Origin of the sequence: Stenotrophomonas sp. NA06056 (assembly GCF_013364355.1) — a bacterium.
Lineage (GTDB): Bacteria > Pseudomonadota > Gammaproteobacteria > Xanthomonadales > Xanthomonadaceae > Stenotrophomonas.
In genome coordinates this window covers 300,029-313,395 of sequence record NZ_CP054931.1, presented here as the reverse complement: position 1 = coordinate 313,395, position 13,367 = coordinate 300,029, and the positions used below count along the sequence as shown (strand labels likewise).

General features: G+C 65.9%; 9 protein-coding genes. 6 read left to right on the top strand and 3 right to left on the bottom strand.

Annotated elements, in window-relative coordinates; translation table 11 throughout:
• Nucleotides 1–102 precede the first annotated feature (102 nt).
• The 5 genes from HUT07_RS01360 to HUT07_RS01340 all read left to right on the top strand — a co-directional run bounded on the left by HUT07_RS01360 (nt 103) and on the right by HUT07_RS01340 (nt 7,957).
• Nucleotides 103–1,350, top strand: coding sequence for an efflux RND transporter periplasmic adaptor subunit (locus HUT07_RS01360; protein WP_176019395.1), 1,248 nt, complete (start codon nt 103–105; stop codon nt 1,348–1,350).
• 117 nt (nt 1,351–1,467) lie between these two features.
• On the top strand, nt 1,468–2,157 hold the full coding sequence (locus tag HUT07_RS01355; protein WP_025878346.1) for an ABC transporter ATP-binding protein: 690 nt from the start codon (nt 1,468–1,470) through the stop codon (nt 2,155–2,157).
• Nucleotides 2,158–2,171: 14 nt separating this feature from the next.
• Entirely contained in the window at nt 2,172–3,329 is a 1,158-nt protein-coding gene (locus HUT07_RS01350; protein WP_176019394.1) for an FtsX-like permease family protein, read from the top strand.
• A 13-nt stretch (nt 3,330–3,342) separates the two neighbouring features.
• Complete coding sequence (locus HUT07_RS01345) at nt 3,343–4,659, top strand: ABC transporter permease (protein ID WP_176019393.1); 1,317 nt, start codon at nt 3,343–3,345, stop codon at nt 4,657–4,659.
• A 439-nt stretch (nt 4,660–5,098) separates the two neighbouring features.
• Complete coding sequence (locus HUT07_RS01340) at nt 5,099–7,957, top strand: TonB-dependent receptor (RefSeq protein ID WP_176019392.1); 2,859 nt, start codon at nt 5,099–5,101, stop codon at nt 7,955–7,957.
• 115 nt (nt 7,958–8,072) lie between these two features.
• On the opposite strand, the gene rarD is transcribed toward HUT07_RS01340, so the two are convergent.
• Nucleotides 8,073–8,972, bottom strand: a complete 900-nt coding sequence (gene rarD / locus HUT07_RS01335; RefSeq protein WP_176019391.1) for an EamA family transporter RarD — start codon at nt 8,970–8,972, stop codon at nt 8,073–8,075.
• On the bottom strand, nt 8,969–9,874 hold the full coding sequence (gene yedA, locus HUT07_RS01330; RefSeq protein WP_176019390.1) for a drug/metabolite exporter YedA: 906 nt from the start codon (nt 9,872–9,874) through the stop codon (nt 8,969–8,971). The genes rarD and yedA overlap by 4 nt, the downstream gene beginning before the upstream one ends.
• 222 nt (nt 9,875–10,096) lie before the next feature.
• On the opposite strand from yedA, the gene HUT07_RS01325 reads away from it, so the two are divergent.
• Nucleotides 10,097–11,431 (top strand): MFS transporter, encoded by a 1,335-nt coding sequence (locus HUT07_RS01325; RefSeq protein ID WP_176019389.1) that lies wholly within the window; start codon nt 10,097–10,099, stop codon nt 11,429–11,431.
• A 217-nt stretch (nt 11,432–11,648) separates the two neighbouring features.
• Here the strand turns inward: HUT07_RS01325 and HUT07_RS01320 are convergent, their stop codons facing one another.
• On the bottom strand, nt 11,649–13,301 hold the full coding sequence (locus tag HUT07_RS01320; protein WP_176022455.1) for a M28 family metallopeptidase: 1,653 nt from the start codon (nt 13,299–13,301) through the stop codon (nt 11,649–11,651).
• Nucleotides 13,302–13,367 lie beyond the last annotated feature (66 nt).

Here is a 13,367-nt window from a genome sequence, read left to right as displayed (position 1 = left end):
CATCGCTGTGCCTGCCTGCATGCTGTGCCGCACGCTCCACCGCCGGAACCGCCGCTGCCTGCCCTTCCGGTCACACCCGCCCGAACGCCTGTGATGGAACGAATGAACGCTTCTGCCGAGCTGTTGAAGGAACTCCGTATCGACCGCAAGTCGCCGCCGCCGGCCTCCGGTGGAGGCAGTGGGGGCCGCCGCTGGCTGTGGATCGCCGTGGTCGTGATCATCGTGCTGCTGGCCGCCGGCGCCTTCGCGCTGTTCGGCCGCACCCCGGCCGTGGAGGTGGAAACCGCACCTGCGGTAGCCATCCAGCAGGGCAGCGCCAGCAGTTCGGTGCTTGATGCCAGTGGCTACGTGGTCGCCCGGCGCATGGCCACGGTGTCGGCCAAGATCACCGGCAAGGTGCGCGAGGTGATGATCGAAGAAGGCATGCGGGTGGAACAGGGGCAGATCATGGCCACCCTGGACCCGATCGACGCCGACGCGCAACGCAGCCTGTATGCCTCGCAGCTGCAGGCTGCACGCAGCCAGGTAGCCGGGCTGGAAGCGCAGCAGAAGCAGGCGGCCGCCGAAGCCAGCCGCCTGCAGGCGCTGGTCGGCCAGCAGTTGGTGTCCCGCTCGCAGTACGACCAGGCCGTGGCCCAGCGCGACAGCCTGCGTGCACAGCTGGATACCGCCCAGCGTAACGTGAAGGTCGCCAACGACCAGCTGTCCATCGCCGACCTTGGCGTGGACAACAACATCGTGCGCGCGCCGTTCTCCGGCGTGGTCACCGCCAAGGCCGCGCAGCCCGGCGAGATCGTCTCGCCGCTGTCGGCCGGTGGCGGCTTCACCCGTACTGGCATCGGCACCATCGTCGACATGGAATCGCTGGAGATCGAAGTCGAGGTCGGCGAAGCCTTCATTGGCCGCGTGCAGCCGAAGATGCCGGTGGAAGCCACGCTCAACGCCTACCCGGACTGGAAGATCCCGGCCGAGGTGATCGCCATCATTCCCACCGCTGACCGCGGCAAGGCCACGGTGAAGGTGCGGGTGGCACTGAAAGTGAAAGACCCGCGCATCGTGCCGGAGATGGGCGTGCGGGTCAGCTTCCTGGAACAGGCGCAGCCGCAGGCGGCCAGCAAACCGCAGGGCGTTCGCGTGCCGGGCGGTGCCGTGGTCCAGCGCGCGGGCGTTTCGGTGGCCTTTGTACTGGGTGACGAGAACCGCGTGCAGCAGCGCACGGTCGAAGCCGGCCAGGCGATGGGCAAGGACCGGCAGATCCTCAAGGGCGTGAGCGCGGGGGAGTCGGTGGTGGTCAACCCGCCGGACACCCTGCGCGACGGCGCCAAGGTGCAACAGAAACAAGCGCAGTAACGGCCTGGCGCCCGCGTGGCGCCACCTGCAGTACCGCTCGACGGCATCACCCTTCGGTTACGCCCGGCCCACGGCCGGCGCGACGTCCCGTTTCCCGCCTTTCGTGGAGAACCACCCATGTCGACCCTGGTTTCACTGCGCAACATCACCAAGACCTACCAGCGTGGCCCCGAGAAAGTGCAGGTGCTGCACGGCATCGACCTGGATATCGCCAGCGGCGATTTCGTCGCGCTGATGGGCCCGTCCGGCTCCGGCAAGACCACCCTGCTCAACCTGATCGGCGGCCTGGACAACCCTACTGGCGGCGAGATCAGCATCGAAGGCGAGCGCATCGACCAGATGAGCGGCGGCCAGCTGTCGACGTGGCGCAGCCATCACGTCGGTTTCGTATTCCAGTTCTACAACCTGATGCCGATGCTGACCGCGCAGAAGAACGTGGAGCTGCCATTGCTGCTGACCCACCTCAGCGCGGCCCAGCGCAAGCGCAATGCCGAGATCGCGCTGACCCTGGTCGGCCTGGCCGACCGCCGCAGCCATCGCCCCAACGAACTGTCCGGTGGCCAGCAGCAGCGCGTGGCGATCGCCCGCGCGATCGTCTCCGACCCGACCTTCCTGATCTGCGACGAACCCACCGGCGACCTCGACCGGCAGTCCGCCGAAGAGATCCTGGGCCTGCTGCAGCAGCTCAACCGCGAACACGGCAAGACCATCATCATGGTCACCCATGACCCGAAGGCCGCCGAGTACGCCACCCACACGGTGCACCTGGACAAGGGCGAGCTGGCCGACGCCCCGCTGGCCCACTGACGGAGGCCACGGCGATGAAATACTTCTCGTTGGTCTGGGCGCAGCTGTTCCGCAGCCGCACCCGTACCCTGCTGACCCTGCTGTCGGTGGTGGCCGCGTTCCTGCTGTTCGGCATGCTCGACTCGGTACGCGTGGCGTTCTCGTCCGGCGGCAGCGTGGAAGGTGCCAACCGGTTGGTGGTCGCTTCCCGCCTGTCCATCACCCAATCGCTGCCGATCCGCCTGGAAGCGCAGGTGCGCCAAGTGTCCGGTGTGCGCGACGTGGCCTACGGCATGTGGTTCGGCGGCATCTACCAGGACCCGAAGAACTTCTTCCCGAACTTCTCGGTGTCGCCCAACTACTTCGATGTCTATCGCGAGCTGCAGATCGACCCGGCGCAGTTGGAGGACTGGAAGCAGACCCGCACCGGCGCGATCGTCGGCGAGACGCTGGCCAAGCAGTTCGGCTGGAAGATTGGCGACACCATCCCACTGCAGGCGACGATCTTCCCGCGCGGTGGCAGCAACGACTGGCCGCTGGAACTGAAGGGCATCTACCGCTCGAAGGATCGCGCGTTGGCGGCCAATGAAGAACGCCAGTTGATGATGAACTGGAAGTACTTCGATGAATCCAACGACTACATCAAGAACCAGGTGAGCTGGTACACGGTGACGCTGGACAACCCGGACCAGTCGTCGCGGGTGGCGCAGGCGATCGATGCGATTTCGGCCAACTCCGACCACGAAACCAAGACCCAGACCGAGTCGGCGTTCCAGCAGGCCTTCGTCAAGCAGTTCGCCGACATCGGCATGATCGTCACCTCGATCATGGGCGCGGTGTTCTTCACCCTGCTGCTGTTGACCGGCAACACCATGGCCCAGGCGGTGCGCGAGCGTATTCCGGAACTGGCCACGCTGAAGACGCTGGGCTTCAAGGACAGCACCGTGCTGACCCTGGTGATGGTGGAGTCGGTGCTGCTGATCGGCCTCGGTGGTCTGATCGGCATGGGGCTGGCCGCACTGATCCTGCCGGCCATCAGCCCGAAGAGCATGGGCATGCTGCCGCCACACGTACCGACGCCGACCTGGCTGGTGGGCATCGTCCTGATCGTGGTGATCGGCATCGTGGTCGGGCTGCTGCCCGCCCTGCGCGCCAAGCGCCTGAAGATCGTCGACGCGCTCGCCGGCCGCTGAAGAGGACACCGACATGAACAAGCTCAAGAAGTGGCTGGGAAACGCGGTGACCGTGCTGTTGCTGGGCGTCGGCCTGGCCGTGTGGATCGCCCTGCCGTGGATCGGCGTGCTGGCCATCGCGGTGCTGGTGGGGCTGTGGCTGGCGCTCACCCGCAGTGGACGGCTGGCGCTGGCCGCCACCCGCATCGGTATTGCCAGCCTGCCGCAGCGCTGGGGTGCATCCTCGGTGATCGTGGTCGGCATCGCCGGCGTGGTCGGTGTGCTGGTGGCGATGCTGGCGATGGGCGAAGGCTTCCAGGCCACGCTCAACAACACCGGCGATGACACCACCGCGATCGTGCTGCGCGGCGGTTCGCAGGCCGAGACCAACTCGGTCATCACCCGCGAACAGGTGCCCACGCTGTCCACCCTGCCCGGTATCACCCGCGATGCACAGGGGCGGCCGCTGCTGTCGCCGGAGCTCTCGCAGGTGGTCAACCTGGTCTCCAAGGCCGATGGCACCGACGTCAACGCGCAGTTCCGCGGTGTCGGCCCGCAGGCGTGGGCCGTGCATGACAAGGTCAAGATCGTCGAAGGCCGCCGGTTCGCCGCCGGGCTGCGCGAAATCGTGGTCGGCCAAGGCGCCAAAAGCCAGTTCCGCGACATGGACGTTGGCAAGACGCTCACTCTGGGCAACCAGACCTGGACGGTCGTAGGTGTGTTCGCTACCGGCGATGCGCATGATTCGGAGCTGTGGACCGACGCCGACACGCTGGCTACGACCTATCAGCGCAGTGCCTGGCAGTCGATCAGCGTGCGCACCGACGGCAAGGCCGGTTTCGAGCAATTCAAGGCCGCTGTCGCCGCCGACCCGCGCCTGAAGCTGGACGTGGAAACCACCCGCGTCTACTACAGCAAGCAGGGTGGCGGATTGACCAAGCTGATCGACATCCTCGGCAAGGTGATCGGCACCATCATGGCGGTGGGCGCGGTGTTCGGCGCGCTCAACACCATGTATGCCGCCGTGGCCACGCGTGCACGCGAGATCGCCACCATGCGTGCGATCGGTTTCCGTGGCCTGCCGGTGGTGACGGCGGTGATGCTGGAAACCATGCTGCTGGCCCTGCTCGGTGGCCTGCTCGGCTGCGCGGTGGCGTGGCTGCTGTTCAACGGCTACAGCGTGTCCACCATCGGCAGCAACTTCAGCGCGGTGGTGTTCAAGTTCCATGTGTCGCCGGAACTGCTGTGGAGCGGGCTGAAGTGGGCGCTGGGCATCGGCCTGGTGGGTGGATTGTTCCCGGCGCTGCGCGCGGCACGGCTGCCGATCACCACGGCATTGCGCGAGACCTGAGCAGCACGCATTGATTGAATGAGCATTGCGCAGGGGACGGAGCGAAGGCTCCGTCCCTTTTTCATTGCGCGTCATCCACGCATGGCGTGGATCTACTGTGGGGCTATCCACGCATGGCGTGGATCTACCGATGTGGCGCGTGCGGGATTTAGTAGATCCACGCCGCGCGTGGATGGATGCATGCGCACTCGCATCGCTACAGATTGCGCCAACACCGCCGCTATCGGTGCCTCTGCCCATCGCAAACGCGGCGCGCGTGACGTCGCGCACAGTGAACCTGTGGATTGTTGGTTGCGATTCATCTTCGCGGCATTACAGCGCGCGCGGACAAACAGTTACCAATGAAAACACTCTAGAATCCGGCCCCCACGTTGGTTTGCAGCACCCCACGCGTCCATAGAAAGGACGCATGTTTTTTCTGAAACACGAGATTTCACGGATGTCCCTGAAGACCACCCCGCTGCGCAACGCGATCGTCATCGCGCTGGCCGCCAGCTGCACCACGCCCGCTTTCGCACAGGAAGCCGGCGATACCCCCACCAACCTCGACCGCATCGAAATCACCGGCTCGCGCATCCGCCAGGCCAGTGTCGAGACCGCGCAGCCTGTGGTGGCCATCAACCGCGCCGACATCGAGAAGAAGGGCTACGTCAACGTTGCCGACATCCTGCAGGACGTCACTGCAGCCGGCGCACCGAGCCTGAGCCGTTCGTCCTCGCTGAGCTCCTCGCGTGATTTCGGCGGCATGTATGTCAGCCTGCGCAACCTTGGCCCGGAACGCAGCCTGGTGCTGATCGACGGCCGCCGCATGGGCGTCAGCGCCGGCGGCTACTCCGACCTGGCCTCGATTCCGTCCGCCATCGTCGAGCGCGTGGAAGTGCTGACCGACGGCGCTTCGGCGCTGTACGGCTCGGACGCCATTGCCGGCGTGGTCAACATCATCACCCGCAAGAACTTCGACGGTGGCGAAGCCAGCGTCTATGTCGGCCAGTACGGTGAAGGCGACGGCCAGAAGCGCTCCTACAGCGCCACCTTCGGCAAGACCTTCGACCGCGGCTGGTTCAGCGTGGGCGCCGAGCGCACCAAGGAAGACGAAATCCTCGGCGATGCGCGCGAGTTCAGCCGCTACCCGGGTGGCCCGCGCCACGCCGACGACGTCGACGCGCTGAGCCCGACCACCCAGTGGGGCACCGTCACCGTCGGTGGCAAGCCGCTGACCGTTGGCCCGGGCGGCGACCCGAGCAGTGCTGGCAACTTCCACACGCCGAACCCGGCCGACGGTGCCAACGCCAAGACCAACATGAGCCTGCTGAGCGGCCTGGAGCGCACCTCGGTGTTCGCCAACGGCGGCTTCTCGATCACCGACAACCTGCGCATCGTCGCCGACGCGCTGTACAGCAAGCGCGAGTCGACCAAGCACCTGGCCGGCTACCCGTACTCGGTCTCGGCCGCGCAGTCGCGCAACGGCACCCGCGCTGCACTGTCCAAGGACAGCACCTTCAACAAGTGGGGCCAGGACGTGCTGTTCTCGCACCGCACCGAAGAGCTGCCGCGCGGTACTGAAAACACGCTGGAAACCAAGCGTGCCAGCCTCGGCCTGGAAGGCAGCTTCGAAACCGGTTCGCGTTACTGGGACTGGAACGTCAGCTACATGTACAACCGCAATGAAGGCGAGCGCGTCGGCACCGGCAGCATGTACCAGCCGCACGTCAACCTGGCCGTCGGCCCGTCCTTCATGGACGGCGACGTTGCCCGCTGCGGTACGCCGGGTGCGGTGATCGCCGGCTGCGTGCCGTGGAATCCGGCTGCGCCGATGGGCTATACCGGCCCGGGCTCGCTGGGCAACCAGGACGTGCAGGACTACCTGTTCACCCGCTTCGTCGACAAGATGCGCAGCACCACCAAGGTTGCCAGCGCCAACATCTCCGGCTCGCTGTTCACCTTGCCGGCCGGCGACATCATGGGTGCGATGGGCTTCGAGCACCGCAGCGAAGAAGCCAGCTACACCCCGGACCTGATGGTGCAGAAGGGCCAGATCGCCGGTACCACCGGCCAGCCGACCCGTGGCGACTACTCGCTCAACGAGGTCTACCTGGAAATGCAGGTGCCGCTGCTGGCCGACATGGCCTTCGCCCGCGAGCTGTCGCTGGACCTGGCCGGTCGCTACACCGACTACAACACCTTCGGTTCGACCACCAACAGCAAGTTCGGCCTGAAGTGGAAGCCGATCGACAGCCTGCTGGTGCGCGCCACCTACGGCACCGGATTCCGTGCACCCACCGTGGACGATCTCTACGGCGGCGCGGTGTCCAGCCGCGACTCGTTCACCGATCCGTGCGATACGAAGTTCGGCATCGCCGCCAGCAGCCCGACCGTGGCTGCACGCTGCAAGGCGCTGAATGTGCCCGCCAACTTCCGTCAGCAGACCGGTGCGGACGGCAACCTTGCCAACCGCCCGGGCCAGCAGGCCACTTCTGATTTCAACTCCGGTTCCAACCCGGAACTGAAGCCGGAAACCGCCAAGACCTGGACCGTCGGCCTGGTCTACAGCCCGGAATTCGTGCAGGGCCTGGACGTCAGCCTGGACTGGTGGAAGATCCGCATCGACAACGCCATCGTGGGCGAGTCGGCCACCGACATCCTCAACCAGTGCTACGTGCAGGGTGTGGATTCGGCCTGCGGTCGCTTCACCCGTTCCACCGCTGCGGCCACCCGTGGCCAGGTCTCGGCACTGGATCGCTCGCTGGTCAACGCCGGCTACCGCGAAACCGCCGGTTATGACATCGGTGTGCGTTACCGCCTGCCGGAAACCGCGTACGGCAAGTTCGCCATCAACTGGAACACCACCTACACCGACTACCTGGAGCAGCGCAACGACAGCGCCGCCACCACCCCGGTGGAGCAGCGCGTGGGCTGGGCGGGTGACTTCCGCGTACGTTCGACCGTCAACCTGGATTGGCAGTACGGCAACCTGGGCATCGGCTGGACCGCCCGTTACTACTCGGGCATGAAGGAAGCCTGCTCGTACGATCTGGGCGGTGGCCCGGACTGCAACATGGCCGACTTCGTTTCGCCGTATACCGATGCACAGCCGAGCCGCAAGGTGGGTTCCAACACCTTCCACGACCTGCAGGTGCGTTACAGCCTGCCGTGGGACGGCACCGTGTCGCTGGGCCTGAACAACGTGTTCGACCACCAGGGTCCGATCATGTACAGCCAGCCGAACAGCAGCTTCACCTACTACGGTGGCTTCGACATCGGTCGTTTCATGTACATGAAGTACCAGCAGCGCTTCTAAGCCTGCAACCGCGTTCCCGCCCCGGCCAACTCTCTCCTGGCCGTGGATGGAAGCAGAACGGCGCCCCTCGGGGCGCCGTTCTTTTTTGCGGGGTCATGTGCGCTGCTGCGCAGTGCTACCGCTTGGCGGCTCGCATCGCACGTACGTTGTCTGCGATGAACAGGATCAACCCGGCCCAGATCGCCGCAAAACCGATCGCCTTGCCGGTGTCGAATGCCTCGTGGAAGAAGAACACGCCCAGCAGCAGCTGCAGGCTCGGTGCGATGTACTGCAGGATGCCGACCAGCGACAACGGAATGCGCTTCACCCCGTAGGCGAAGCCGATCAGCGGCACCGCCGTGACCACGCCACCGAAGATCAACAACAGATCGTTGCCCCAGCCCCAGCCACCGAAGAAGCCGCCGCCGTGGCCGTTCTCGGCCCACAGCGCGAAGCCCAGCGCCGGCAGGAACAGATACAGGCTTTCCACCCCCAGCCCGGCCACCGGATCGACCAACACCAGCTTGCGCAGGAGGCCATACAGGCCGAACGAGCAGGCCAGGCCCAGCGCGATCCACGGCGGCGTACCCGCATCGATGGTCAACCAGGCCACGCCCACCGCGGCGATCGCCACGGCCAGCCACTGCACGCGGCGCAGGCGCTCTTTCAGCACCAGCACACCCAGCAGCACGTTCACCAGCGGGTTGATGAAATAACCCAGGCTGGTTTCGATCACGTGACCTGCATTGACCGCCCAGATGTACAGGCCCCAGTTGAAGGCGATGGTCAGGCTCGATACGGCCAGGATCGGCAGCGCGCGCGGTTGCGCGGCGATCTTCTTCCACCAGCCCAGCCGCGATGCGATCAGCAGCCAGGCCACCACCAGCACCGTGCTCCAGATGATGCGGTGGGCGATGATCTGGAACGACGGCACCTCGTTCAGCAGATGCCAGTACACCGGCACCAGCCCCCACAGCACGAAGGTGGACGCGGTGACCAGCAGACCCCGGCGTTGTTCTTTCTCGTCCATGCTCATCGCTTGCGTGTCCTTGCCATCGTCAGTACCACCACACCCAGAAGTATCACTGCCATGGCCAGGAAGTCGCGCCAGCCGAACCGTTCGCCGTTCAACGCCGCACCCAGCAGCACCGCGATCACCGGATTGACGTAGGCATAGCTGCCGGCCAGCGCCGGGCGTACGTTCTGCAGCAGCCAGACGTAGGCGGTGAACGCCACGATCGAACCGAACACGCACAGGTAGGCCATCGCCAGCAGGCCACCGGTATCGGGCAGCGTTGTGGGGCGCTCGCCGACGACCAGGCCGATCACCACCAGCAGCACGCCACCGCAGATCATCTGCCCGGCGGCCGTCATGAACGGGCCCGGCAGGTCCTGCCCGCGTGCCCATACCGAGCCGAACGCCCAGCCGATCGGCGCGATCAGCAGCAGCACCAGCCCGGTCGGCGAGGCCGTCAGGCTGCTACCAGCGTTGAGCCAGACCACGCCGACGAAGCCGACCGCGATGCCGAGCCATTCCCCCTTGCTGGCATGCTGCCCGCGCAAGGCCGAGAACAACGCCATCCACAACGGCACCGAAGCCACTGCAGTGGCGGCCAGGCCGGATGACACTTCGCGCTCGGCCAGCACCACCATGCCGTTGCCCAGCACCAGCATGGTCACGCCCATGATGACCAGGTTGCGCCACTGCCGCAGGGTCGGTTTCGGCATCTTCCAGAACAGGCGCAGCGCCAGGTACATCACGCCGCCGGCAATGATGAACCGGCTGCCGGAGACCATCGTCAGCGGCAGCGCGCCGCCATGCAGGGCCTTGGCGATGCCCAGGTAGGTCGAGCCCCAGACCACGTACACCAGCAGCAGCGCCAACACGACAAGGCCACCCCGAGGGGCAGCCGCAGACGGAACGGGGGGAGCCGACATGACACACCAGGGAGCCGGGGGAACACGGATTTTAGGACGTTTTGGTTATGGTCCGGCAGCCCATGTGGTGGCACGCTGTCATCCATCCATGTCCCGCCCGCCCTTCCGGCACCCGGCGTTGACGTGGGATGCAGTACCCAGGAGGCTGGCCGGCAGCGCACTGCGCGCCCCTGGCACCGATCTTTCCCGCATGGACGCACCGCATCGAGGATCCCCACCCAGATGAGCACCACGTCCCAACCCGCTGTACCCGCCAGTGATGGCGCCGCCCTGCGGCGTTCCATCTCCAACACCCTCAAAGGCTCCGCCGGCAACCTGGTGGAGTGGTACGACGTCTACGTGTACTCGGTGTTCGCCGTGTACTTCGAATCGCAGTTCTTCTCACCTGAAGACAAGAACTCCACCATGTACGTGTGGGCGATCTTCGCCGCGACCTTCCTGATGCGCCCGATCGGTGCATGGTTCTTCGGCCGCTTCGCCGACCGCCATGGCCGCCGCCTGGCGTTGACCGTGTCGGTCACGCTGATGGCCTTCTGCTCGTTCATCATCGCCATCACCCCCACCGCTGCCAGCATCGGTATCTGGGCGGCGATCATCCTGCTGTTCGCGCGCCTGCTGCAGGGCTTCGCCACCGGTGGCGAGTACGGTGCCAGTGCCACGTACATGTCCGAGGCCGCCATTCCGGGCCGCCGCGGCTTCCTGTCCTCGTTCCACTACGTCACCCTGGTGGGCGGCCATGTGCTGGCCCAGCTGACTTTGTTCGTGATGCTGACGTTCTGGGCCAAGCCGGAAATCTCCGAGTTCGGCTGGCGCATCGCCTTCGGCATCGGTGGCATCGCCGCCGTGGTCGTGTTCTGGCTGCGCCGCGGCATGGATGAGTCGCTGTCGGAATCCTCCATCGAAGCCGCGCGCGAGGGCAAGGACAAGAAGTCCGGCTCGATGTACGAACTGTTCGTGCACCAGTGGCGTCCGCTGCTGCTGTGCTTCCTGATCACCGCCGGTGGCACGATCGCCTTCTACACCTATTCGGTGAACGGGCCGAAGATGATCCAGAGTGCGTTCGCCGGCAACGATCCGATGACCGGCACGCTGATCAACCTGGGTGTGCTGGCCTTCCTGATGGTGCTGCAGCCGGTAGGCGGCTGGCTGTCGGACATCATCGGCCGCAAGAGCCTGCTGGTGTTCTTCGGCGTGGGCGGTGTGCTGTACAGCTGGTACCTGATCACCCAGCTGCCGCACCAGCACGATGCCACCCTCGCCTTCCTCACACTGGCACTGGGCTTTGTCATCCTCACCGGCTACACCTCCATCAATGCCGTGGTGAAGGCAGAGTTGTTCCCCACCCACATCCGTGCGCTGGGCGTGGGCTTCGGCTATGCATTGGCCAACTCGCTGTTCGGCGGCACCGCGCCGCTGCTGTACCAGGGCGCATTGAAGACGGGCCACGTGGACTGGTTCGCCATCTACGTCACCGCGACCATCGCGGTATCGTTGGTGGTCTACGTGTTCTTCCTCACCAACAAGGGCCCCAACTGGCTCGACGGCACCCGCAAGTAAGCGCGCCGTAGTGATCGCGGCCACCGGTGCAATGCCGGTGGCCGCGCGGCTGAAGACGTGGTGGTGCCGGCCGCTGGCCGGCAACTGCGCATCCCTTCGGAAGGTTCATGAGGTTGCCGGCCAGCGGCCGGCACTACCCGTGCGTTCGGAGATTGCCGGCCAGCGGCCGGCACTACTGTTTGCTTGGAGATTGCCGGCAAGCGGCCGGCGATACCGCTTACCGGCGGGCGGCTTCACTCTTCTCGCGGGCGCCGTGGAACTCCGATTCCTTCTCCCACGTCGGCCAACGGCGGCTGTTGGCCAGCTCGGCGCCCAGGTCGTAGACCAGCAGCGTATCGGCCGCGTGACCCGCCGGATCCCAGCTCGGCGTCCATGCATCGCAGGCCTGGTGGTAGCAGTCCGCGAAGTACTTTTCGCGCAGCGCGCGGCCGGCTTCAACACCACCGTCCAGCTTGTCCAGGCCAGGGCCGATGGTGATGGCCGGTACGCCCAGGCGGGCGAAGGCGAAGTGGTCGGCACGGTAGAAGAAGCCGGCTTCCAGGTTCGGATCCGGGCTGTAGCTGCGGCCACGGGCCTTGGCCACGCGTTCCAGGTCGCCTTCCAGCGACACCCGGCCCTTGCCCCACGACGCGATGTCACGGGTGGCACCATCCGGGCTGAACATCTCGATGTTCAGCACAGCAGCCGTCTTGTCCAGCGGCGCCAGCGGGTGCGCGGCGTAGTAGCTGGCGCCCAGCAGGCCCTTCTCTTCAGCAGTCAGCGCGACGAAGTACAGCGTGCGCTGCGGCTGCGGGCCGGCGGCGAACACCCGCCCCAGTTCCAGCACGGTGGCCACGCCGGTCGCGTTGTCGATCGCACCGCGGCGGATGCGGTCGCCCTTGGCGTCGGCCTGGCCAATGCCAAAGGCATCCCAGTGCGCCGAGAAGATCACTGCCTCATCGGCATGCTCGCCACCGGGCAGCTTGGCCACCACGTTGCGGGTCACCACCTGCTCGCGCTTGAGCGCGAAATCGACGCTCAGCTTGGCGTTGTCCAGCGCGACCGGACGGAAGTCCGCGCTCATCGCCTTGCGCTTCTCGGCATCGAAATCCAGGCCGGCGTCGGCAAAGATCTGTTCGGCCAGCTCACGCTGCATCCAGCCACGCAGCGGCGTGTGCTGGGCCATCGCTTCGGCCTGGCCGCGCTCGATGTCGAACAGCGGCGAGGTGCCCGAACTCTTCACCGTGGCCCAGCCGTAGGCGGCCGGTGCGGTCTCATGCACGATCAGCACGCCTTCGGCACCACGGCGCGCGGCTTCCTCGAACTTGTAGGTCCAGCGGCCGTAATAGGTCACCGCCTTGCCATCGAACGCGCCCGGTGCATCGGCTTCAAAATCGGCGTCGTTGATCAATACCACGGCGATCTTGCCGTGCAGGTCCACGTCCTTGTAGTCGTTCCAGTGGCGCTCGGGTGCGTCGATGCCGTAGCCGACGAACACCAGCGTCGCATCCTTGATCTGCACGCGCTTGCGTGGCTGCAGGCTCTGCAGGGTCACGTCCACGCCATTGGCCAGTGCCCGCTTGCCGCTCTTCAGGGCAAGACTGGCCTTGGCCGGGCCATCCAGCTGCGCGCGCACCAGCGGCACCGGCTGCACCCAGCTGCCGTCCACGCCACCCGGCTGAAGGCCGTAGCTGCGGAACTGCTCGATCAGGTACTGCACCGTGCGTTCTTCGCCTTCGGTGGCCGGTGCACGGCCTTCGAATTCGTCCGATGCCAGCACGCGCACATGACGCGACAGCGCCTGCGGATCGATGCCGCCGCCGGGCAGGTCATTGGCCGCATGGGCCAGGCCACCGACGAACAGGCAGGACGACAGCAGCAACACGCGCATCGGGTTCACGGCAGTACCACGGCAGGCTTGGGAATAGCCAGAGTGTAACGTGACAGTGCAATGACG

Excerpts from the sequence above, each read along its gene's own strand:
- HUT07_RS01320 (WP_176022455.1), bottom strand. The coding sequence starts at position 13,301 with ATGCGCGTGTTGCTGCTGTCGTCCTGCCTGTTCGTCGGTGGCCTGGCC.
- HUT07_RS01340 (WP_176019392.1), top strand. The coding sequence starts at position 5,099 with ATGTCCCTGAAGACCACCCCGCTGCGCAACGCGATCGTCATCGCGCTG.
- HUT07_RS01345 (WP_176019393.1), top strand. The coding sequence starts at position 3,343 with ATGAACAAGCTCAAGAAGTGGCTGGGAAACGCGGTGACCGTGCTGTTG.
- HUT07_RS01355 (WP_025878346.1), top strand. The coding sequence starts at position 1,468 with ATGTCGACCCTGGTTTCACTGCGCAACATCACCAAGACCTACCAGCGT.
- HUT07_RS01350 (WP_176019394.1), top strand. The coding sequence starts at position 2,172 with ATGAAATACTTCTCGTTGGTCTGGGCGCAGCTGTTCCGCAGCCGCACC.
- rarD (WP_176019391.1), bottom strand. The coding sequence starts at position 8,972 with ATGAGCATGGACGAGAAAGAACAACGCCGGGGTCTGCTGGTCACCGCG.
- yedA (WP_176019390.1), bottom strand. The coding sequence starts at position 9,874 with ATGTCGGCTCCCCCCGTTCCGTCTGCGGCTGCCCCTCGGGGTGGCCTT.
- HUT07_RS01360 (WP_176019395.1), top strand. The coding sequence starts at position 103 with ATGAACGCTTCTGCCGAGCTGTTGAAGGAACTCCGTATCGACCGCAAG.
- HUT07_RS01325 (WP_176019389.1), top strand. The coding sequence starts at position 10,097 with ATGAGCACCACGTCCCAACCCGCTGTACCCGCCAGTGATGGCGCCGCC.